The sequence below is a fragment of the Mesorhizobium sp. M0621 genome (genome assembly GCF_040320745.1).
Lineage (GTDB): Bacteria > Pseudomonadota > Alphaproteobacteria > Rhizobiales > Rhizobiaceae > Mesorhizobium.
The window spans coordinates 50,333-70,772 of the sequence record NZ_JAMYQF010000001.1; the positions used below are offsets into that span (position 1 = coordinate 50,333).

30 protein-coding genes and 1 other RNA gene are annotated in these 20,440 nt (G+C 61.7%); 15 read left to right on the forward strand and 16 right to left on the reverse strand.

Features of this window, described 5'->3' with window-relative positions; all coding sequences use genetic code 11:
* Positions 1-245 precede the first annotated feature (245 nt).
* Genes NKI38_RS00250 through NKI38_RS00260 form a run of 3 tightly spaced genes read left to right on the forward strand, consistent with a single transcriptional unit; the run spans position 246 to position 1,316 of the window.
* Positions 246-506: a DUF2312 domain-containing protein gene (locus NKI38_RS00250; RefSeq protein ID WP_013529099.1), complete on the forward strand. Its 261-nt coding sequence runs from the start codon at positions 246-248 to the stop codon at positions 504-506.
* Positions 507-556: 50 nt separating this feature from the next.
* Positions 557-997, forward strand: a complete 441-nt coding sequence (locus NKI38_RS00255; RefSeq protein WP_352631964.1) for a hypothetical protein — start codon at positions 557-559, stop codon at positions 995-997.
* 7 nt (positions 998-1,004) lie between these two features.
* On the forward strand, positions 1,005-1,316 hold the full coding sequence (locus tag NKI38_RS00260) for a hypothetical protein (protein WP_352653845.1): 312 nt from the start codon (positions 1,005-1,007) through the stop codon (positions 1,314-1,316).
* A 165-nt stretch (positions 1,317-1,481) separates the two neighbouring features.
* On the opposite strand, the gene msrB is transcribed toward NKI38_RS00260, so the two are convergent.
* The 5 genes from msrB to NKI38_RS00285 form a co-directional block, all read right to left on the reverse strand.
* Positions 1,482-1,886 (reverse strand): peptide-methionine (R)-S-oxide reductase MsrB, encoded by a 405-nt coding sequence (msrB, locus tag NKI38_RS00265; protein ID WP_013529102.1) that lies wholly within the window; start codon positions 1,884-1,886, stop codon positions 1,482-1,484.
* 105 nt (positions 1,887-1,991) lie between these two features.
* The gene (locus NKI38_RS00270) at positions 1,992-3,182 is read right to left on the reverse strand and encodes a vWA domain-containing protein (protein WP_352653846.1); all 1,191 of its coding nucleotides are present in this window, start codon (positions 3,180-3,182) and stop codon (positions 1,992-1,994) included.
* A 10-nt stretch (positions 3,183-3,192) separates the two neighbouring features.
* Positions 3,193-3,984, reverse strand: a complete 792-nt coding sequence (locus NKI38_RS00275) for a hypothetical protein (protein ID WP_352653848.1) — start codon at positions 3,982-3,984, stop codon at positions 3,193-3,195.
* Positions 3,984-4,430: a GNAT family N-acetyltransferase gene (locus NKI38_RS00280; protein WP_352653850.1), complete on the reverse strand. Its 447-nt coding sequence runs from the start codon at positions 4,428-4,430 to the stop codon at positions 3,984-3,986. The genes NKI38_RS00275 and NKI38_RS00280 overlap by 1 nt, the downstream gene beginning before the upstream one ends.
* A gap of 90 nt (positions 4,431-4,520) precedes the next feature.
* Entirely contained in the window at positions 4,521-5,360 is an 840-nt protein-coding gene (locus NKI38_RS00285) for an AAA family ATPase (RefSeq protein ID WP_352653852.1), read from the reverse strand.
* Between the two features lie 163 nt (positions 5,361-5,523).
* On the opposite strand from NKI38_RS00285, the gene ssrS reads away from it, so the two are divergent.
* The 6 genes from ssrS (at position 5,524) to NKI38_RS00315 (ending at position 8,782) form a co-directional block, all read left to right on the forward strand.
* Positions 5,524-5,679, forward strand: a non-coding RNA gene (gene ssrS / locus NKI38_RS00290) — 6S RNA.
* A 139-nt stretch (positions 5,680-5,818) separates the two neighbouring features.
* Positions 5,819-6,406 (forward strand): 5-formyltetrahydrofolate cyclo-ligase, encoded by a 588-nt coding sequence (locus tag NKI38_RS00295; RefSeq protein ID WP_352653853.1) that lies wholly within the window; start codon positions 5,819-5,821, stop codon positions 6,404-6,406.
* A gap of 70 nt (positions 6,407-6,476) precedes the next feature.
* A complete protein-coding gene (locus NKI38_RS00300) occupies positions 6,477-7,301 on the forward strand; it encodes a TIGR00282 family metallophosphoesterase (RefSeq protein WP_352653855.1) in 825 nt (274 codons plus the stop codon).
* 74 nt (positions 7,302-7,375) lie between these two features.
* Positions 7,376-8,140, forward strand: coding sequence for a TerC family protein (locus NKI38_RS00305; protein WP_352653857.1), 765 nt, complete (start codon positions 7,376-7,378; stop codon positions 8,138-8,140).
* An 86-nt stretch (positions 8,141-8,226) separates the two neighbouring features.
* Positions 8,227-8,514 carry a BrnT family toxin gene (locus NKI38_RS00310; RefSeq protein WP_352653858.1) on the forward strand — a complete coding sequence of 96 codons (288 nt, stop codon included), beginning with the start codon at positions 8,227-8,229 and terminating at the stop codon, positions 8,512-8,514.
* Complete coding sequence (locus tag NKI38_RS00315; protein ID WP_352653860.1) at positions 8,495-8,782, forward strand: BrnA antitoxin family protein; 288 nt, start codon at positions 8,495-8,497, stop codon at positions 8,780-8,782. The genes NKI38_RS00310 and NKI38_RS00315 overlap by 20 nt, the downstream gene beginning before the upstream one ends.
* A 6-nt stretch (positions 8,783-8,788) precedes the next feature.
* Here NKI38_RS00315 and NKI38_RS00320 read toward each other — a convergent pair whose 3' ends face one another.
* Genes NKI38_RS00320 through NKI38_RS00335 form a run of 4 tightly spaced genes read right to left on the reverse strand, consistent with a single transcriptional unit; the run spans position 8,789 to position 10,616 of the window.
* Positions 8,789-9,256 (reverse strand): SRPBCC family protein, encoded by a 468-nt coding sequence (locus tag NKI38_RS00320; protein WP_352653862.1) that lies wholly within the window; start codon positions 9,254-9,256, stop codon positions 8,789-8,791.
* A gap of 26 nt (positions 9,257-9,282) precedes the next feature.
* Complete coding sequence (locus NKI38_RS00325) at positions 9,283-9,645, reverse strand: VOC family protein (protein WP_352653864.1); 363 nt, start codon at positions 9,643-9,645, stop codon at positions 9,283-9,285.
* A gap of 52 nt (positions 9,646-9,697) precedes the next feature.
* Positions 9,698-10,090, reverse strand: a complete 393-nt coding sequence (locus tag NKI38_RS00330) for a VOC family protein (RefSeq protein ID WP_352653865.1) — start codon at positions 10,088-10,090, stop codon at positions 9,698-9,700.
* A gap of 43 nt (positions 10,091-10,133) precedes the next feature.
* Positions 10,134-10,616: an SRPBCC domain-containing protein gene (locus tag NKI38_RS00335; protein WP_352653867.1), complete on the reverse strand. Its 483-nt coding sequence runs from the start codon at positions 10,614-10,616 to the stop codon at positions 10,134-10,136.
* A gap of 52 nt (positions 10,617-10,668) precedes the next feature.
* Here NKI38_RS00335 and NKI38_RS00340 point away from each other — a divergent pair, with 52 nt between their 5' ends.
* From NKI38_RS00340 to NKI38_RS00350, 3 genes are all read left to right on the forward strand, one after another.
* Positions 10,669-10,992 carry an ArsR/SmtB family transcription factor gene (locus NKI38_RS00340; protein WP_352631989.1) on the forward strand — a complete coding sequence of 108 codons (324 nt, stop codon included), beginning with the start codon at positions 10,669-10,671 and terminating at the stop codon, positions 10,990-10,992.
* A 211-nt stretch (positions 10,993-11,203) separates the two neighbouring features.
* On the forward strand, positions 11,204-11,953 hold the full coding sequence (locus NKI38_RS00345) for a YebC/PmpR family DNA-binding transcriptional regulator (protein WP_352631991.1): 750 nt from the start codon (positions 11,204-11,206) through the stop codon (positions 11,951-11,953).
* Between the two features lie 39 nt (positions 11,954-11,992).
* Entirely contained in the window at positions 11,993-12,289 is a 297-nt protein-coding gene (locus tag NKI38_RS00350) for an Rdx family protein (protein WP_352653869.1), read from the forward strand.
* Between the two features lie 18 nt (positions 12,290-12,307).
* Here NKI38_RS00350 and NKI38_RS00355 read toward each other — a convergent pair whose 3' ends face one another.
* Together NKI38_RS00355 and NKI38_RS00360 are read right to left on the reverse strand one after the other, a co-directional pair.
* Positions 12,308-12,457 (reverse strand): glycine zipper domain-containing protein, encoded by a 150-nt coding sequence (locus NKI38_RS00355; protein ID WP_352654227.1) that lies wholly within the window; start codon positions 12,455-12,457, stop codon positions 12,308-12,310.
* An 80-nt stretch (positions 12,458-12,537) separates the two neighbouring features.
* Positions 12,538-13,017 carry an anthrone oxygenase family protein gene (locus NKI38_RS00360; RefSeq protein ID WP_352653871.1) on the reverse strand — a complete coding sequence of 160 codons (480 nt, stop codon included), beginning with the start codon at positions 13,015-13,017 and terminating at the stop codon, positions 12,538-12,540.
* 115 nt (positions 13,018-13,132) lie between these two features.
* Between NKI38_RS00360 and NKI38_RS00365 the strand changes: the two genes are divergently transcribed.
* A complete protein-coding gene (locus NKI38_RS00365; protein WP_352653873.1) occupies positions 13,133-13,774 on the forward strand; it encodes a TetR/AcrR family transcriptional regulator in 642 nt (213 codons plus the stop codon).
* Between the two features lie 9 nt (positions 13,775-13,783).
* Here NKI38_RS00365 and NKI38_RS00370 read toward each other — a convergent pair whose 3' ends face one another.
* Both NKI38_RS00370 and rpmE read right to left on the reverse strand, forming a co-directional pair.
* Positions 13,784-14,299: a hypothetical protein gene (locus NKI38_RS00370; protein WP_352653875.1), complete on the reverse strand. Its 516-nt coding sequence runs from the start codon at positions 14,297-14,299 to the stop codon at positions 13,784-13,786.
* Positions 14,300-14,383: 84 nt separating this feature from the next.
* Positions 14,384-14,605: a 50S ribosomal protein L31 gene (gene rpmE, locus NKI38_RS00375; RefSeq protein WP_352632001.1), complete on the reverse strand. Its 222-nt coding sequence runs from the start codon at positions 14,603-14,605 to the stop codon at positions 14,384-14,386.
* A gap of 206 nt (positions 14,606-14,811) precedes the next feature.
* Here rpmE and NKI38_RS00380 point away from each other — a divergent pair, with 206 nt between their 5' ends.
* A complete protein-coding gene (locus NKI38_RS00380; RefSeq protein ID WP_352653877.1) occupies positions 14,812-16,611 on the forward strand; it encodes an ABC transporter transmembrane domain-containing protein in 1,800 nt (599 codons plus the stop codon).
* Positions 16,612-16,646: 35 nt separating this feature from the next.
* On the opposite strand, the gene NKI38_RS00385 is transcribed toward NKI38_RS00380, so the two are convergent.
* The gene (locus tag NKI38_RS00385) at positions 16,647-18,134 is read right to left on the reverse strand and encodes a carboxypeptidase M32 (RefSeq protein ID WP_352653879.1); all 1,488 of its coding nucleotides are present in this window, start codon (positions 18,132-18,134) and stop codon (positions 16,647-16,649) included.
* Between the two features lie 141 nt (positions 18,135-18,275).
* Here NKI38_RS00385 and NKI38_RS00390 point away from each other — a divergent pair, with 141 nt between their 5' ends.
* On the forward strand, positions 18,276-18,629 hold the full coding sequence (locus NKI38_RS00390) for a DUF1304 domain-containing protein (RefSeq protein WP_352653881.1): 354 nt from the start codon (positions 18,276-18,278) through the stop codon (positions 18,627-18,629).
* Between the two features lie 93 nt (positions 18,630-18,722).
* On the opposite strand, the gene NKI38_RS00395 is transcribed toward NKI38_RS00390, so the two are convergent.
* Both NKI38_RS00395 and NKI38_RS00400 read right to left on the reverse strand, forming a co-directional pair.
* Positions 18,723-19,157, reverse strand: coding sequence for a hypothetical protein (locus NKI38_RS00395; protein ID WP_352653883.1), 435 nt, complete (start codon positions 19,155-19,157; stop codon positions 18,723-18,725).
* Positions 19,158-19,407: 250 nt separating this feature from the next.
* Entirely contained in the window at positions 19,408-20,439 is a 1,032-nt protein-coding gene (locus tag NKI38_RS00400; protein WP_352653885.1) for a peptidoglycan -binding protein, read from the reverse strand.
* Position 20,440: the final 1 nt, after the last annotated feature.

The window sequence follows — 20,440 nt, forward strand, 5'->3', positions numbered from 1 at the left end:
GTTGCTCACGTACCCAAATGTACGCTGCGCTCCGGTTCTCGAAATCCATCATTCTCGACTCGGCCTGACCTGAATCTCAATATGCCCTGATCCATGTTGGCGAGATGGCTGTCCGCATCATGGCGGCAGCCTTTCATGCCGCATCGATAACGGCTTGACCCGCCGCCGCCGGTCGGGCATCGAACCGGCTCAAATTTGCCGCAGCAGTTCCCGAGTCGCGGCGCAGTAACGATGTGGAGAAAACCATGGCCGACGATATCACCGATACCAGCCAGACTGTTGCCGCCGGCCAGCTGCGTGCCTTCATCGAGCGCATAGAGCGGCTCGAGGAAGAAAAGAAGACCATTTCCGATGACATCAAGGAAGTGTTCGCCGAGGCCAAGGGCACCGGCTTCGACACCAAGGCGATGCGCACGATCATCCGGCTGCGCAAGAAGGACCAGGCTGAGCGGCAGGAAGAGGAGACCATCCTCGATCTGTACAAGGCCGCGCTCGGCATGGTGTAAGACTAACCGGCCCGGCGCCCAGTGCGGTTGCCGGAGAAACGGTTCGGACCATGAGCGAATTCGACTTCGGCGCCCGCCGTGCTTCTGAATTCCGCCAACGCGGCTTCTGGATGCTGTTCGCCGAACGGCATCCGGAAGAAAAGCCTCTGATGGCGAGGCGCGGACCCTGGTTCTGGCAGCGCGGGTTGCCCGATTTCGCATTGGTCCTTTCCATGTATGTCGCGCCGGCGCAGAACCATGTCGGCGTCTTTTTCGGCCGCAACGAGAAGTTCGGCGCCACGCAAGCCTGGTCGCGGCTGAAGCCGTTCCAGCCGGCGATCGAAGACAGGCTGAAGCTTAAGCCGGAACAGAGTTGCGAAGGCCTCGGCATCAATTCGATGTGGCGGGTGAACTGTTATGCCGAAGACAATTGGCCGGCGATGACCGACTGGCTGGTGACCGAATGCTCGCGTATCGAGCGCGCGGTGACAGAAGTCCTGGGACAGGGGTAGATATCAGGTGTTGCCAGAAGGCGTCGGATCCTTCTTCCGCTCACGCTGGCAAGGCCTGGTGCCACTCGACCGGCTGTTCTGGCGCGACCTTGTTCTTGTCGGCACGGCGCTCAACGTCGCATCAGCGGTGGCCGCGATCATCCTGCTTGCGCTGAAGCTGCCGCTTGTGCTGGTTCTGGCGGTGCATTTCGCGCTGGTGCCCTACAACATCTTCCTGACCTTTGCCGTATGGCGAACCACGGAAAAGGCCAGTGGCACCAAAGCTTCATTGACGATGCTCGGCGCGACATTGTGGCTGATCCTGACGGTCGTGGCCTGAGCGAGCATCGAGGGCACCAGCCGACTTCACAGACCGCAAACAAAAAGGGCGGCCGCAGCCGCCCTTCCTATCTATCCAGCAATCATTTGGCTCAAAGCGCGTCGCGCTTTGAGTTCCATGCATGTCGTTGTTCCAAAACCGCTGCGCACTTTTGGGCGACTTGCGTCAAGCCGCCGGCTCGAATTTCAGCGCCACGCCGTTGATGCAATAGCGCAGGCCGGTCGGCGGCGGGCCGTCTTCGAAGACATGGCCGAGATGGCTGCCGCAGCGGGCGCAGTGGCATTCGGTGCGGACCATGCCGTAGCTGCGGTCGACAGTGTTCTCGACCGAGCCCGGTACCGGGTCGTTGAAGCTCGGCCAGCCGGTGCCGCTCTCGAACTTCAGCTTGGATTCAAACAAAGGCTGATCGCAGCCGACGCAGGAAAAGGTGCCGGCGCGCTTCTCGTAGAGCAGAGCGCAGCTCCCCGGCCGTTCGGTGCCATGGCCACGCATGACGGCATATTGCTCCGGCGTCAGCCGGGCGCGCCATTCGGCGTCGGTGCGGGTTACGGGGTAGGTGTGGGTGTCCATTCGATCTCCTCAGCCTTGCCAGCTCGTTATTGGTTGCAGCCTCGTATTCGCACAAAGATAGGCATTTGTTACGCGTCTGCCCAGTTCCGAGAAGGCGGGCAAGGTTCAGTGCTTTCTTGAAAGCTGCTTCGTCGCGCCTTCGAGCCCGGCCAGTGTCAACGGAAACATGCGGCCGCCGAAAATGTCGCGGATCATCGCGATCGAATGGGTGTAGCCCCAGTTCTTTTCGCCCTCGGGGTTGAGCCACACCGCATTCGGCCATTGCTGCAGCAGGCGACCGAGCCAGACGGCTCCGGCCTCCGGGTTCCAGTGCTCGACCGAGCCGCCGGGGTGTGCAATCTCGTAGGGGCTCATCGAGGCGTCGCCGACGACGATTACCTTGTAGTCGGGCCCATATTCGTGGAGGAGGTCGAAGGTCGGGACCGTCTCGGCATGCCTGCGGCGATTGTCCTTCCACACGCCCTCGTAGAGGCAGTTGTGGAAATAGAAATATTCGAGCTGGCGGAATTCGGCGCGGGCGGCCGAGAACAGCTCCTCGACGCTCTTGATGTGATCGTCCATCGAGCCGCCGACATCGAAGAACATCAGGAGCTTCACGGCGTTGCGGCGTTCCGGCCGCGTCCGCACGTCGAGATAGCCGTGCTCGGCGGTGGCGTGGATTGTTCCAGGCAGGTCGAACTCCTCCTCGGCACCCTCGCGCACCCAGCGGCGCAGACGCTTCAGCGCGATCTTGATGTTGCGGGTGCCGAGCTCGACGGCATCGTCGAAATTCCTGAACTCGCGCTTGTCCCACACCTTCACCGCGCGGCGGTTGCGGCTTTCATGCTGGCCGATGCGCACACCTTCGGGATTGTAGCCATAGGCGCCGAAAGGCGAGGTGCCGCCAGTGCCGATCCATTTCGAGCCGCCCTGGTGGCGGCCTTTTTGCTCTTCGAGCCGCTGCTTCAGCGTCTCCATCAGTTTCTCGAAACCGCCGAGCGCCTCCACCAGCTTTTTCTCTTCGTCGGTCAGGTGCTTTTCTGCGAGGCGGCGCAGCCATTCTTCGGGAATGTTGGCGACATCGACGGCATCCGGCCCGCCCAGTGCTTCGATGCCCTTGAAGACATGCGCGAACACCTGGTCGAAGCGGTCGATATGACGCTCGTCCTTCACCAGTGCCGTGCGGGCGAGGTAATAAAAATCTTCGACATCATAGTCGACCAGCCCGGCTTCCAGCCCTTCCAGCAGCGACAGATATTCCCGCAGCGAAACGGGAACACGCGCTGCCTTCAGTTCGAGGAAGAAGGGAATGAACATTGTCGGCGGCTCAACCTAGAGGATAGGGAAGCACACGGAACCAACGCCGGGCCGGCAATATAGGAAAGTCGACCAGATCTTTGCGACCGAGCTGCAGAAGCTCCTGCAAGACGGTGCCGCTATCCTTCTTGTGGTTGCGATAGATCACGGCCAGTTCGTTCAGTCGGACAGGTGTTTTCGCGACCTCGTCAGTCATGTTGTCACCGATTGCCTCTGCAACAGCGGATACCGAATTGGCCAGTTCGCCAAAATGTTCCGGAGTGCAAAGGATTGTCTCAATGTGATCCAGTTCGTGAAGTTCATGATTTAGCTGCGCGCATAGGCCATCCAGATGGGCATATTGGTAGCGTGGTTCAGTTGGGTCCAGTAGAAACGCAACCTCCCTGCCGTCTACTTCGCGTGAGCGGCTGCCAAAGCCATACAGCCAAGCCTCCGGATTGGCGGGTTCCCGCTGCTGCCATTCGTGCCACAGCGGCCCAATCAGCCGCCGAGATACTTGTTCAGGAAACTGCCAGCTGTCGGGCGCTGGCCAATTGTCCCAGTACTCCTCAATTGCGCGGACGAGATGCCGGATTACCGACAGGCGAACTTCAAACGGGCCGGATGCTATCTGTTCAATAAAGGCATCGAGCTGGGCGAAAGATTGCTTTCTCAGCCCGCGCTCCCGCAGTTCCAGATATGCCATGTAGCTGGCATAGAGCGGCTGGAACTCGCTTTCCTGCAAGACGGCGCGTACGCGCTCCAGCGCTTCAAACCGGTTGGCGTTCCAAGTCAGCTTTGCTCGCTGCGCCGGCGATTTCATTACAGCAAATCATACTCGATGAAGCCGGTCCGGCGCGCCACGTGGTCATAGAGCTTGCGCGCGGTGGTGTTGGTCTCGTGCGTCATCCAGTAGACATTCTTGACGCCGATTTTCGCAGCTTCTTGTTGCACGGCCTTGATCAGCGCCGCACCAATGCCCTTGCCACGCACGTCGGGGTCGGCGAACAGGTCCTGCAGATAGCAGTTGTTTTTTTCCGACCAACCGGAGCGGTGGTAGAGATAATGGGTAAGGCCAACCGCCTTGCCGTCGAGGGTGGCGATGAAGCCCTTGGGCTCGAACTCGCCTGTCGTGAACAGTCGTTTCCAGGTGACGGCGTAGACCTCTTCGGGAAGCTTGGTTTCGTAGAAGGTCAGGTAGTCGGTCCACAGGCGGCGCCAATCGGCGTGGTCGGACTGGGCGAGCGGGCGGACAACAATCTCAGACATTTCATTTCCTCCGAAGGTTCCGGCCGAAGCTGCCTGCCTGTTCGGCTGCGGGCAACGGTCCACAGAAGGGAAAGCGCTACTGCTGCCGCCCTATTGCTGCCTTCGCGCCATGAAGGCCAGCCGTTCGAACAGGTGCACGTCCTGTTCGTTCTTCAGCAACGCGCCATGCAGCTTGGGCAGGGCGTTCTTCGGGTCGGCGCGCAGGTCCTCCGGCGCGATGTCGTCGGCGACGAGCAGTCTTATCCAGTCGAGCGCCTCGGAGGTCGACGGCTTCTTCTTCAGCCCCGGCACATCGCGGATCTCGTAGAACTGGGTTAGCGCCGCCCGTACCAGGTTATGCTTGATGCCGGGATAGTGGACGTCGACGATTCTGTGCAGCGTGTCGACGTCGGGAAAGCGGATGTGGTGGAAGAAGCAGCGGCGCAGGAAGGCGTCCGGCAGTTCCTTCTCGTTGTTGGAGGTAATGATGACGATCGGCCTGACCGCGGCGCGGATCGTTTCGCCGGTCTCGTAGACGAAGAACTCCATCCGATCGAGTTCTTGCAGCAAATCGTTGGGGAATTCGATGTCGGCCTTGTCGATCTCATCGATCAAAAGCACGACCTTTTTGCCGGCCGCGAACGCCTCCCAGAGTTTGCCGCGTTTGATGTAATTCCTGATGTCGTTGAACCTGATATCGCCGAGTTGGCTGTCGCGCAGCCGCGAGACGGCGTCGTACTCGTAGAGCCCCTGCTGTGCTCTGGTCGTCGACTTGACGTGCCATTCGATCAGGTCGAGGCCAAGTGCCGCCGCCACCTGGCGCGCCAGTTCCGTCTTGCCGGTGCCGGGCTCGCCCTTGACCAGCAAGGGCCGTTCCAGCGCGATCGCCGCGTTGACGGCCACCATCAGATCCTTATCGGCGACGTAGGCCGCCGTGCCTTCGAAACGCATTCTTGCTCCTCGGTTGCCATGACAACCGTAAGGAGGCGGACTTGCCAGTGCAAGGCACGGCGGCGCATGGCGCTGAACAGGAGCAACGGATTCGCGGCGAATAAAGTCGCCGACCACTTCTGTCTCTCTGGCGCTTGCCCAATGGGCGGCCTATATTGGCTGGGACGGTCTGTGCTTCCCGGCAGGAGAACATTTTCCCCGGGGCCTTAACGATCCTTAGGGAGCTGTCCCTGGGAAGACCCGTGGGTTTTCTCACACGGCGCCCACCTACTTTGTAGGTTCCCGGGATCGCTCTCTCCACCGGTTGTGTGGACCGTCACCCATCGAAAAGGCCATATTTGGCGGATTTCGTCGTTGCGCCGCTTTGTGTGGTGCTCACGAACGAAAAGTTCGCTCCGCTCCTCCAAAACGTCGCTCCTAAAACTCCATCCAAATTTGACCTTTTCTAGCGTCGGCGCATGACATCCTCGAAAGATCTGAAAAAGCAGCTTCGCCGCGAGGCCCTCGGGCGCCGTGACGCACTCGATGAATTCTGGCGGGTGGAGGTCGCGCTTGAAATGGCCGAGACGGCGCGCGATCACCTCCACATCGAGCCGGGCCAGATCGTTTCCGGCTTCTGGCCGATGCGCTCGGAAGTCGACGTCCGGCCCCTGATGTTTGCCTTGCGCGAGAAGGGCGCACGGCTCTGCCTGCCTGCCATTCTCGACAAGACCACCATCGTCTTTCGCGAACTGGTGCGCGGCGCGCCCATGGTCGAGATGGGTTTCGGCACGGTCGGTCCACATGAAGAAGCCGAGGTGCTCGACCCCTCGGTGATGCTGGTGCCGCTCGCTGCTTTCGATGCGCGCGGCCATCGCATCGGCTACGGCGCCGGCTATTACGACCGCGCCATCGCCAGGCTGATCGACAAGGGACAGCCGCCGCGGCTGATCGGCATAGCCTTTGATTGCCAGGAGGTGGCAATGGTGCCGGATGAGGACCATGACGTCATCATCGCGGAAATACTCACCGAGAGCGGGTTGCGCCGCTTCGTGCCAAAATTGTAGATAAATGGACGCATGATCTTCCACTGGCGTCATGCAGCTTTTGCTTTGCTGACTTTCGGTGCGGGATCTTATGAGACTTCTCTTCCTCGGTGACATGGTTGGAAAAACGGGACGCACGGCGGTGTGGGAACAACTGCCGGGGCTGATCTCCGATTTCAAACTCGATTTCGTCATCGTCAACGGCGAGAATGCCGCCGGCGGCTTCGGCATCACCGAAGACATCTTTCGCGAGACGATCGCGGCCGGCGCCGATGTCGTCACCACCGGCAACCATGTCTGGGACCAGCGCGACGCTTTGGCCTTCGCGCCGCGCGAAGAGCGCTTCCTGCGCCCCTCCAACTTTCCCAAAGGCACGCCTGGGCGCGGCTCCGGCGTCTACATCGCCAGGAGCGGCGCGCGCGTGCTGGTCGCCAACATCATGGGCCGGGTGTTCATGCATCCAGAGCTCGACGATCCGTTCCAGGCCGGCGAACGCGAGCTTGCCGCCTGCCCGCTCGGCGAGCAGGCGGACGCCGTGGTCATCGACTTCCACGCCGAGGCGACGTCTGAAAAAATGTGCTTCGCGCATTTCGTCGACGGCCGCGCCAGCCTCGTCATCGGCACCCACACACATCAGCCGACCGGCGATCATCAGATCCTCAATGGCGGCACCGGCTACATGTCCGACGCCGGAATGTGCGGCGACTATGATTCCTCGCTCGGCATGGACAAGGAGGAACCGCTCAACCGGTTCCTGTCGAAAGTGCCGAAAGGGCGTTTCGAGGCAGCGATCGGACCGGCGACATTGTGCGGTGTCGGGGTGGATATTTCCGACCGCACCGGGCTGACCGAGCGGATCGCGCCGTTTCGTCGCGGCCCGCGGCTGGAGGAAACCGCCCCATCCTTCTGGTCGTGACATTGATATAGGCGCGCTTAGTACCTAATTGCCGGCGACACTGCTCTAGATCGTTAAAAGAGGGGACGACCTCCATGCAGCTCATCGAATTCCTGGCGCCGCATTTTCAATTCGTGTCCGACCCAACGGCCTGGGTCGCGCTGCTGACGCTGGTGGTGCTGGAGATCGTTCTCGGCATCGACAATCTGATTTTCATCTCGATCCTGACCAACAAGCTGCCGCAAGCGCAAAGGGCCCGCGCCCGCCGCCTCGGCATCTCGGCGGCGCTGATCATGCGGCTGGTGCTGCTGGCCACCATTTCGATCATCGTCCAGCTGACGGCGCCTGTCTTCACCGCCTTCGGTCATGGCTTTTCCTGGCGCGATCTGATCCTGATCGCCGGCGGCCTGTTCCTGGTCTGGAAGGCGACCAAGGAAATCCATCACACGGTCGACCCCGACGACCACAAGGACACGATGCTGGGCGAGACGCTGCAGATCAGCCTTGCCGGTGCGATCTTCCAGATCCTGCTGCTCGACCTCGTCTTCTCGATCGATTCGATCATCACCGCCGTCGGCATGACCGACGAGATCGCCATCATGTACATCGCCGTGATCGTCGCGGTGAGCGTGATGATGCTGGCGGCCGGACCGCTGGCGGACTTCATCGCCAAGAACCCGAGTATCGTCATGCTGGCGCTGGGCTTCCTTTTGATGATCGGCATGACGCTGATCGCCGACGGCATGGGCTACCATGTGCCGAAGGGCTATATTTACGCGGCGATGGGCTTTTCGGCGTTGGTCGAGGGGCTCAACATGCTGGCCCGACGGCGCAAGAAGGCGAAGTCCAGCGGGCATTGAGTTTTGGCTTACACGTATCCTGACACGCTGAGTTGGGTTGACTTTTACGTTTTTGTACATACACTATTGTAATAGGTGGTGCTGCTTTGCAGTTCGATTGGGATCCTGAAAAAGCCAGGCGCAATCTTGCCAAGCACGGTATCGCGTTCGATCTCGCCCAGAAGGTGTTCGATGACCCGCTTCATCTCATCGTGCCTGATCGGTTTGAAGATGGTGAGCAACGATGGCATGCGATCGGGATGATCGAGGCTGTAGCGGTACTGCTGGTTGTGCATACCTACCCAGGTCGCGATGATGAAGAACGGATTCGGATTGTCGGTGCCCGGAAAGCAACATCGCATGAAAGGAGGCGCTATGAGCAGGAAGGATCTTAGCCAAGATCAGCGCATCCAGCTCGCCAAGCTGGCTGATTTGCCTGACGACGAAATCGACACGTCCGACATTCCGGAAGCTCCAGCCGAGAACTGGCTCCATGCTCGGCGCGGACATCTTTATCGACCGCTCAAGCAGCCGGTGACCATTCGGTTAGACGCTGATGTGCTGTCCTGGTTCAAGGAACATGTCGGGGGTGGTGGCTACCAAACCGAAATCAATCGCGTGCTCCGTCACCATGTGATTGAACAGGAAAAACGGCGATCTTGAGCCGCTTCAGTTCGTCGGCACCCCTTTCGGATGACGGTCGCCGATCAGACCCAGCGTCAGGCCTTGCTCCAGCCACGCCTTGGCGCCGGCCAGCACGAGCGTGAAGCCGCCGGTTGAGCCGACGGCTTCCTTCACCTGCTCGTCGCCATTGCCGGCGAAGCCGAAATTGCGAACCTCGAGAAAGGTCGCATCGCCTGGCATTTCGGTGAAGGTCCAGACCACCGTGGTCGGCGGATCGCTCCATTGCATGACGATCTTCTCGTTCGCGACGATCTCGCTGACATTGACTGTCGCCGAGACGCCGTACATGCGCCACTCCCAGCGAACCACCTTGCCGCTGTCCAACCGGTCGCTGCCGTGGGTGAACCAGAATTTCGTGGTGATGGCCGGATCGACGATGGCTTCGAACACTTCGGCGACAGGCCGCCGGATCAGCATGCCGGCTTCGGCGGTTGGTGTTTCGCGGATCTCCATCGGATGTTCCTTTCGAGGCTTGGCGCTCACCAGGCGTCTGGTTCGCGCAGCATGTGAACAATGCTGGCAGGGTTGGTTATCCAGCCGCCGCGGAAGCCCTCGCCCAGGAGTTCGATGGCGTCGCAACGCACAATTCCGGCCTTGGCGAAATGATCCGCCGCGGCGGGAAAATCATCGGTGAACAGCTCCAGCCACACCTCGGCCTGGCTCATCATCGGCGCCTCGTCGATCCACAGGCGGTTGGGGCCGAGCTCGAAGCCGATGGCCGGTGCCTTGTCCGTGAACGGCTTCAGGCCGACGACGTCGCGATAGAAGGCGATGGTCGCCTGATACTGGTGCGGCGGCACCTTCATGGCGATGTTGATGCCGCCGGTGATTTTTGCGGTCATTGCTGGCTTCGTTGTCGTTCAGTTGTTGTTGCTCGCTTTTGCCCAGATCGCGCTATGCGAGGTTGATCTGCCAGGAGACCCCGAACCTGTCGTTGAGCCAGGCGAAGCGGCGGCTGAAGCCGTAATTGTTGGGCGGCATCAGAAACCCGCCGTCCTTTGCCAGTGTCTCGACAATGCGGTTCAGCTCGTCCTCGGAGGAACAGTCCACATACAGCGAGACCGACGGCGTGAACGTGAACGCGTGGTGCACGGGGCTGTTGAAGACCATCACTTCCAGGCCGGCGATCGACATGCGCGCCAGCTTGACCGTTCCATCCGGGCCGTCTTCGCCTGGGCCATAGCGTGTGATATCAAGGATGCTGCTGTCCGGAATGGTCTCGCTATAGAGGGCCATTGCCTCTTCGGCCTTGCCTTCGAACATCAGGAATGGCGTAACTTTTGTCATCGCAAGGCTCCATCTTCCTCCGGACGCTCAAATTTGGGGTCGCTCAAATATTGGTCTCGTTGGCGGGTTCGCCCCTCATCTCGCTGCGGTAGTAGCCGTCGCGCAGATTGATGCCGTATTCGACATAGGCCTTCATGCAGGCCAGCATCTGCGACCAGCCTTCGCAGTTGAGGTAGGACTTCTTCAAGCCGACAGCACCTTCCTGCCAGCCGCTCTCGGCGATGGTGACGAAGGTGCCGCCATCGTCGAGCGGTTCGAAATTCATCTCGACGCGGGTCTTGTAGGCGGGCTTGCCGTCGGCATCGGTGGCATCCCAGCGCAGCACGATGCGGCTGTCCTTGACCACTTCATCGACCTCGACCGGCACTTTGCCCCACCAGACGACGCCGGCACCGGCTTCCAGCGGGCCGCTGGCACCGCCGATGGTGGTGAAATAGCCGCTGAGCTTCTTTGGATTGACGACCGCGTCGAAGACTTCGGCGACCGGTTTGCCAATGCGTCCGGAGACACTGAATCCAAGTGACATATCCACAACTCCTTCCCTTGATCGGTTCAAGAATATGTTATAGAAATATAACATGTCAAGCCGATCGCAAGATGACAATGTTTTCAAGGCGCTGGCGCATCCGCGCCGGCGCGAAATGCTGGACCAGCTGAAGGACACGCCGAAGACGACCGGCATGCTGTGCGATGCCTTTCCCGATATCGACCGCTGCACGGTGATGCTGCATCTCAAGGTGCTGGAGGAGGCCGACCTGATCATCGCGCGGCGCGAGGGACGCGAGCGCTGGAACCATCTCAACGCGCTGCCGATCAAGCAGATCCACGATCGCTGGATCAGCCAGTATGCCGGCCATGCGCTCAGCATCATCGACCGGCTGAAGTCGGATTTGGAGGCGTGAGCAACCGCAGCAGACTATGTCGTGCGTCCCATACGCCCTGTGGCTGGACGAATTGAGCCGATTTATCTATAAGCCGGCCATTCCGACAGAGAACGCCGTGCTTCCAAGAGTAGCACCTGGGACGCTCTGAAATTTTGAATTCGAGCATTGCGGAAGACGAGGTGAGATCACCTGCTTCGGATGCTCTAGCCGAGAAGACGACAGGGGTGCCATGGCTGGCCATTCACAGTTCAAGAACATCATGCACCGCAAGGGCCGCCAGGACGCGGTACGGTCGAAAATGTTTTCCAAGCTGGCGCGCGAAATCACCGTCGCCGCCAAGAGCGGGACGCCCGATCCGTCGATGAACCCGCGCCTGCGCCTGGCGATCCAGAACGCCAAGGCGGTGTCGATGCCGAAGGACAACATCCAGCGCGCCGTCAACAAGGCTTCGATGGGCGACGCCGAGAACTACGAAGCCGTGCGCTATGAGGGCTATGGCCCAGGTGGCGTCGCCGTCATCGTCGAGGCCCTGACCGACAACCGCAACCGTTCGGCATCGAACGTGCGCGCCGCCTTCACCAAGGCCGGCGGCGCGATGGGCGAAACCGGCTCGGTGTCGTTCATGTGGGACCGTGCCGGCGAGATCTACTATCCGGCATCGGCCGGCAGCCCTGACAAGATCATGGATGCGGCGATCGAAGCCGGTGCCGACGATGTGGAATCGGATGAAGAGGGCCATACGATCTATTGCGCCTTCGAAAATCTCGGCGAAGTATCGAAGGCGCTGGAAGGCGCGCTCGGCGAGGCTGAATCGGTGAAGCCGATCTGGCGGCCGCAGAACAATGTTCCGGTCGACGAGGAGCGGGCACAGTCGCTGATGAAGCTGGTCGCCACGCTCGAGGATGACGACGACGTGCAGAGCGTCTACGCCAACTTCGAAGTCGATGACGAGACCATGGCCAAGCTCAGCGCGGCATGACCGAGCTCAGCCTGAGACATAAGCGGAGCTTAGTCTGATATGAGCGAAAAAGCGCTTCCCGCCATCCGCATCACCTATTGCACGCAGTGCCAGTGGCTGCTGCGTGCCGGCTGGATGGCGCAGGAGCTGCTGTCGACCTTCGGCGCGGATCTCGGCGAAGTGACGCTGGTGCCCGGTACCGGCGGCATCTTCACCATTTCCTGCAATGAGGTGCTGGTCTGGGATCGCAAGCGCGATGGAGGCTTTCCGGACGCGGCCAAGCTCAAGCAACTGGTCCGCGATGTCATCGACCCGGATCGCGATCTCGGTCATTCGGATCGAAAAACAAAGGCCTGAAGATCGCCGGCGCAGCCGTCACTTGCGTCGCAACGCCCCGAAGGCGGCGCCTATGGCAATGCCCATAGCGATGCCGATTGGCAGATCATCCAGAGCGGCGCCGATCGCGGCGCCGACACCAACTCCGATGGCCATGCCGAAGGCCATATTCGAGTATTGATCCTTCAAAACGCATCTCCCAAACGATCGCCGTGAATTTCTGGTGCGGAGACCACGCGGTCGGTCACCGGTGGCTCCGCCCATTGCCGTCAACGCGCGGCGAACCAGAAGGATGCCAGCGCGGCTATGCCGCTGATGGTGCGGACATGGTTCCACATCACCCATTCATTGAGGTATCGCGACCACAGGCTTGTGCCGCCGGCGCTTGCCGGATCGACGGCGGCAAGTGCATCGTTGAGCGGGACGTTGAAGACCATCGTCACCACCACGATGCCGATGAGATAGACCAGGCTGCCGGCAACCAGCCAGAGCGAACCCGGCTGGCTCCAGCCCATCACAGCGCCGATGGCGACAAGGACGCAGATAAGCGCCGTGCCGAACAGGGCGGTCATGAACAGCGGCGTCACGGCCGTCACGTTGATCGAATTCATCGCGGCGATGCCGCCAGCGGCGGGCATGCGGGCGAGGCCCGGCATGACGAAGCTGGAAAAGGCGAAGAACACGCCGCTGACGACGCCCGAGCCGATTGCGGCAATGAAGATCAGGGTGGGAAGAAGTTTCGCGATCATGTCAGTTGCTCCAGATGCCTTCTGTATTAAAATGTGACTAATCCTCACATTTGCAAAACGTGATAAACCCTCGTATTTTCCAAGTCAAGCGATTTTTCCGGCACTGGAGTTAGCCATGGAAGACACGGCCGCGCGATTTTCCCCTCAGGAGCAGGTCGCTTCGCCGCGCCGGGCGCCGAGCCAGCAGCGCAGCCGCGAGCGGGTCGGGCGCATGCTGGCCGCCGCTTCGACGCTGATTGCCGAGCAGGGCAGCGACGCCATGCGCATGGGTGAGGTGGCGGAACGGGCAGGGGTGTCGATCGGTTCGCTCTATCAGTTCTTTCCGGATAAGCGGGCGATCATCTGGGCCCTGGCCGAGCGCTACACCGCCGAGAGCCAGGCCTGCATCTCAGCCGCACTGGCTGATGTCAGCAACGCCGAAGGACTGAGCCAAGCGTTTTCGGAGCTGGTCGATATCTATTACCGGCTGTTCCTGGCTGAGCCGGTGATGCGCGATATCTGGTCGGGTACACAGGCCGACAAGGCGCTGCGCCAGCTCGAGCTCGCCGACAGCCGGGCCAATGCGGAATTTCTATCCGCGGTGCTGAAACGGCTGCGACCGGCGGCCGATCCGGTGGCGCTGGAAACGACGGCGTTGCTGGTCTGGCAGATGGGTGAAGCCGCCATGCGGCTGGCGATCTCGGTCGGGCGAGATGAGGGCGACAGGCTGGTTGCCATCTACAAGCGCATGGCGCTCAGGGAGTTGCTGGCCGAGTAGAGCCTCGCGTTAGCGGCCGAAATAGTCCCTCAGCATTTCCGCGCGCTCATCCTCTGCGCACATCGCCATGCGGCCGAGGTTGAACTGGCCCCGATAGAGCGCGACGACAGCCAACGCGCAATTCACCGTCACATCATCGGTGGCAGTTGCCAGATCCCGCAATGCCAAATGCACAAGTGTTCGCCACGCTGCCTGGTAATGCGGTTCGATCCAACGAGGAACCGGCGGATTCCGATCGTAGAGCAGACGCGCTTCTTCGATGGTTGCGGCCAGACCATAGGCCCCCCAGTAAGCCGGAGCTTGGCCTTCGGAGATGCGAACGATTTCAACGACCGCCGCGTAAGACGCGTCTCCGACATCTCCCTGATGATGCAATTCATTCCAGAGGTCGTCCCAAACCGACCTGTCATCGTAGCGAAGGGCCAAAGCTCGCAAGGCCGGTCGTGGATCGTAGATAACCTTGTATCCACCTCGAAGGCCAGACCATCGTTCATCGTCGAGAAAAGACATATTGCCCTCGGTCACCAATTGCGTTCCGCCACGGTCATTTGAGGTCAACAAAAAACCCGCCACCAGGGCGGGTTTTCGATCTGCGATAGGTGTTCGCCCTTAGAGGCCGAAACCTTCGAAACGCTTCTTGAACTTCGACAGGCGGCCGCCGCGGTCGAGCAAGGTCTGCTGGCCGCCGGTCCAGGCCGGATGGGTGGTCGGATCGATATCGAGGTTCATCGTATCGCCTTCTTTGCCCCAGGTCGAACGGGTCGCGTATTCGGTGCCGTCGGTCATGACGACCTTGATGGTGTGGTAATCGGGATGGATGTCGGTCTTCATGGTTCGGTTCCTGGCTTGCCGGCGCTGCTGACGGGCATAAGCCTGCGTCGATGCGCCCCTTTTTAAAACTCGAAGCCGCAGCTATTGAAGAGCCACGGCTTCTAAAACGGTCGGCGAGCCTATACATCAGCCGGAATTGAATCACAAGGCCGCGGCAAGAGCATATTGAGGCGAAGGCCCCAAGGGCGGCTAGAGGAAACATCGGGATGGCGCAAATCAGCAGCGCAGACGAGCGCCGGCGCTCGCTCAAGCCGCTCAGGCGCCTGTTTCCGTATATAACGCGCTACCGCACGCTGGTCATCGGCGCCATCATCTCGCTGGTCATTGCCGCCGCAACGACACTGGCGCTGCCGCTGGCGGTGCGACGCATGATCGATCATGGGTTTTCGTCGTCGAGCACCACCTTCATCGCCGAATATTTCGCTGCACTGGTGGCTATGGCCGCCCTGCTGGCGGCGGCCTCGGCCAGCCGCTACTATTTCGTCATCACGCTCGGCGAGCGCGTCGTCGCCGACATCCGCCGCGATGTCTTTGCCCATGTCACGACACTGTCGCCTTCCTTCTTCGACACCGCCCAGTCAGGCGAGATCGTGTCGCGGCTCGCCGCCGACACGACGCAGGTCAAGTCCGCGGTCGGGGCGACGGCCTCGGTGGCGCTACGCAACGTCATTCTCGGTCTCGGCGCGGTGGGGATGATGGTCATCACCAGCCCGAAGCTGTCCGGCCTGGTCATCGCCGCTATACCGGTGATCGTGCTGCCGCTGGTCGCATTCGGCCGTTCGGTGCGGCGCAAATCACGTCAGGCGCAGGATACGCTGGCCGATGCCACCGCCTATGCCAGCGAGCAGATCGGCGCGGTGCGCACGCTGCAGGCTTTCACCAACGAGAAGCTGGTCACCAGCCATTTCTCGGCTGCGGTGGAAGCCGCCTTCGAAGCAGCGCGCTCCTCGATCTTCGCGCGCTCCTTCCTCACCTTCTTTGCCATTTTCACCATCTTCTCGTCCGTCGTGGCGGTGCTGTGGTTCGGCTCGCGCGACGTGCTCGAAGGCTCGATATCGCCGGGCACACTCGGCCAGTTCCTGCTCTATTCGGTGTTCGCCGCCGGCGCGCTTGGCGCGCTGTCGGAAGTCTGGGGTGAGCTCGCGCAAGCGGCGGGTGCCGCCGAACGGCTGACCGAGATCCTGGCCGAGAAACCCGCGATCCAGGCGCCGGCCGATCCGAAACCGCTGCCGGCGGTCGCCAAGGGCGCGATCGTCTTCGACAACGTCTCCTTCTCCTATCCGGCAAGGCCCGACCGCGCCGCCGTGCACGGCTTGAGCTTTCAGGTCATGCCCAGCGAGACCGTGGCGATCGTCGGGCCGTCAGGGGCCGGCAAGAGCACGGTATTTTCGCTGATCCTGCGCTTCTACGATCCCGAAACCGGCAAGATCCTGATCGATGATGTCGACGTGCGCGAGGCCGATCCCGTTTCCGTACGCCAGCGTATCGCCATCGTGCCGCAGGACGTCACCATTTTCGCGGCCACCGCAGTTGACAATATCGGCTTTGGCCGACCGGGCGCCAGCAAGGCCGAGATCGAGACGGCGGCAAAAGATGCGCTCGCCGACGAGTTCATCCTGAGGCTGGAAAAAGGTTACGACAGCCAGGTCGGCGAGCGTGGCGTGACGCTGTCCGGCGGCCAGCGCCAGCGCGTGGCGATCGCCCGCGCCATTCTGCGCGACGCGCCGATCCTGCTGCTCGACGAGGCCACCTCGGCGCTCGATGCCGAAAGCGAGACGCTGGTGCAGATGGCCCTGGAACGCCTGATGCAGGGCCGAACCACCATCGTCATCGCGCACCGCCTGGCAACGGTGCTGAAGGCCGACAGGATCCTGGTCATGGATGGCGGCTCGATCGTCGAGGAAGGCACGCATCAGAGCCTGGTCGCCAAGGGCGGCATCTATGCGCGCCTAGCCAAGCTGCAGTTCGAAACCGGCGCCAGTGCCTTCAGAGGCGCGGCGGAGTAGCCAGAACCATCTGCGCTCCTGACGTACCGACCGCGCTAAGCGGCTCCGTATCGCTGCTTCAGATGGTTCACGAAATACGCCGCATTGAGCTTTTCGCCGGTGGCGCGTTCGAGCAGGTCCGGTGTCGACCAGCGTGATCCCTGCGACCAGATCTTTTGGCGGCGCCAGTCGTTGATCGCCGCGAAATTGCCTTTGGCAAGATCCTCGTCGGCTAAAGGATGTTCCCGCGTGAGCGCCGCCCATTGCTGCGCCGCCATCATCGCGCCCAGCGTGTAGGAGGGGAAGTAGCCGAAGGCCGCTCCTGGCCAATGCACGTCCTGCATCGGCCCGTCGGCGGGGTTGTCGATGGTGGAGAGGCCGAGATAGTCGCGCATCTTGGCGTCCCAGGCTTCGGGCAGGTCGGCCACCTCCAGCCGGCCCGAGACGAGCTCCTGCTCCAGTTCGTAGCGCAAGATGACATGCAGGGGATAGGTCACCTCGTCGGCATCGACACGGATCAGGCCGCGCTCGACGCGATGCACGTGCGGCAGGATGTCGTCGAGCGACCAGGCTTCGCCGAGATGCTTTTCGACCACCGGCAGCGCCCAGCGCCAGAAGGCCGGGTTGCGGCCGAGCTGCTTTTCGACGAACAGGCTTTGGCTTTCATGCACGGCCATGCCGCGCGCCTTGCCGAGTGGCCAGTGCGACCATGCCTTCGGCAGGTTCTGTTCGTAGAGCGCATGGCCGGTCTCGTGCAGCACGCCCATCAGCGCCGACAGGAAATCAGATGTCTTGTAGCGGGTGGTGATGCGCACGTCGCTCGGCACGCCGCCGCAGAAAGGATGGTGCGACACCGACAGCGACCCATGTGTCAGGTCGAAGCCGACCGCCGCCATCATGGCAAGGCCAAGCTCGCGCTGCCGGTCGATCGCATAGGTGCCCGAAAGCGGCTTCAATGGGCGCTTGCGCAGCCGCGCTTCCTGGATCGCCAGCGCCTCCGGCACAAAGCTTTTCAGGAAAGCCTTCAGGTCGGTGAAGACAGGCGTGATGTCGGCGGTGCGGTTGCCGGGGTCGTATTGTTCCATCAGTGCGTCATAGGGGGCGAGACCGAGCACGTCGGCACGTAGCGCCGCCTCTTCGCGCACCAGCGCCACCACGCCCTCCAGCGCCGGCTGGAAGGCCGCCCAGTCGTTCTTGGCGCGCAGGTCGCGCCACAGCTGCTCGCAACGCATGCGCGCGGTCGTCTGGCGTTCGACGAATTCGACCGGCAGGCAGGTCAGATTGGTGTATTGTCGCCGCAGTTCCGCAACAGCGGCCCGTTGCTCTTCACCAAGCGCCTCGCCCTCGGCGGCAGCAATCCAATCCGCTATCTCCGGCGCCGTTGCCCTGGTGTGATACATGCCGGCCAATGCCGACATGGCCTCGGCACGCTTCTCGCCGCCGCCGACAGCCATGTGGGTGGCTTCGTCGGCGCCGAGGATGGCCAGCGCGTGCTCGAGCGCTTCCAGCTTGTGGCCGAGATCATCGAGTTTTTGAAAGGACATGGCGGCTTCCGTGATTGAGGACGGCGCGAAAAGATACCAACGCAAAGGCGTTTGCAACCCTCAGGCACCGCGCAGCGGACGCATCTTGCGCGGGGGCGGCCATGCGTGAAATGCTGCCGGCGACAATTGAGGGGGAACAACATGATCGGCAACATCCTGGTCGGGCTGGTGGCCTTGATCCATGCCTACATCGTCTATCTCGAGATGGTGCTGTGGGACACGCCGCGCGGACGCAAGGCTTTCGATCTGACACCCGAATTCGCCAGCGCCTCGAAGGTGCTCGCCGCCAATCAGGGGCTCTACAACGGTTTTCTCGCCGCCGGCCTCATTTGGGGGCTTTACCTCGGCGCGGCCGGTTTCCAGGTCAAGGTTTTCTTCCTGTTGTGCGTGGCCATTGCCAGCCTCTATGGCGCGGCAACGGTCGGCCGCAAGATCTTGTTCATCCAGACCGTGCCGGCGATTGCCGCTCTGATCGCGGTCTGGCTCGGCTGGTAGAAAGCTGGGCTGGTAAAAAGGACGCCCGCGGGATTGGCTCCCTAAGGCGTCAGGGTGGCCCCTTCCTCTTGGACCGTTTCAGGCGCCGCGGTCTCAGCCGTTCGGGTAGTTGCCGCCGTCGGCGCCGTCGCCCATCAGGAAACCGCTGCCGGCACTGACCCTCAGACGCTGGTCGACATTGTCGAGACGGCGCAGCAGGTCATGGTATTGCGCGGCCGGTATCCTGCCGTGATCGGATGCTGCTATCTTCTCGGCCGCCCGACTGATGCGGGCGGTGCGCATTTCCAGACGCTCCGCTACGGCCGGTGTAATGTTATTGGCCTGTCTCGCGTCCACTATGCCCTGATGGACGCCTTGAATCTGTTGGATGAGACCCTCGACGCGCGGGCCGGTGAAATCGGTCGGATCGGTGGCGTCGAGCGCGCCCTTGTGATGGCCCGCGGCATAGGCGCCGGCAAGCGGAACGGCGATGAGGAACGCCGTGAGTGTCGCAGTTCTAAGCGAGGTCTTGGGGTTGAAAGAGCGCATCACGCGTCTCCTCTTGTAGAGGAAGGCAGCGGTGGTTCCGCCTGCCTTCCGGCCGCGGGCCGTCCGGTTCCGTCGCGTCGCGATGGGGGGAGATTCATCGCCGGCGGTTCTCGGCCCAGGCGGGAAGCTAGGATCGCCCTACGACAATGTGTAATTAAAAAAAGATAATCTTTTCAGGCCTTGCCGGCCTCGGCCTGCGCCCTAGAGTTGAGCCGGCGAACAAATTCGCGTGAGTTCGCGTGATCATGGATCAACGTTCGGTGAGCTTCAGTTCAATGCGGCGGTTCTTGTTGCGCGCCTCTTCGGTGTCGGCGGGATCGAGCGGCTGGAACTCGCCGAAGCCGGCGGCGACCAGCCGGTTGGCCGGCACGCCGTTTTCGATCAGGAACTTCACCACCGAGGTCGAGCGCGCCGTCGACAGTTCCCAGTTGTCGCGGTAGCGGCCGGTACCGGAGAGCGGCTTGTTGTCGGTGTGGCCGTCGACGCGCAGCACCCAGTTGATCTCGGGCGGGATTTCCTTCTGCAGCTCGATGATAGCGTCGGCGAGTTTCTTCATTTCGACCTTGCCGGCATCGTTGATTACCTCGGAGCCGGTCGGGAACAGCACTTCCGACTGGAAGACGAAGCGGTCGCCGACGATGCGGATGTTCTCGCGGTCGGCGAGGATTTCACGCAAGCGGCCGAAGAAATCGGAACGGTAGCGGTTCAATTCCTGCACACGCTGCGCCAGTGCGACATTCAGGCGGCGGCCGAGATCGGCGATCTTGGTGTTGGAATCGCGGTCACGGGTTTCGGAGACGTTGAGCGCATCCTCGAGCGCGCCGATCTGCTTGCGCAGTGCCGCGATCTGCTGGTTGAGGATCTCGACCTGGCTCAGTGCCTGCTGGCTGATCTGGCGCTGGCTGTCGAGTTCGCCGCCCAGCGCCGCGGCGCGCTGGTTGGCGGCGTCGCCGGCACCCGCACCTTGCGCCAGCAATTGTTCGAGCCGGCTCTTTTCCGCTTCCGCCGCCGACAGCGACGCCTGCAGATTGGCCAGCGAATCGTCCTTGTCCTGCGTTGATGAGCGCTCCAGCGCCAGAAGCTGGGTCAATTCGTTGATCTGCGAGTTGAGGCGCGTGAGTGCAGTATCCTTGCCGGAGAGTTCGCGGCCGAGCAGGAACTGCGCCAGCACGAAGACCGTGAGCAGGAACATGATCGCCAGCAGCAGCGTCGACAGCGCGTCGACGAAGCCCGGCCAGTAGTCGATGCGGCGATCGGTGCGCCGGCCCCTGGCTAGTGCCACG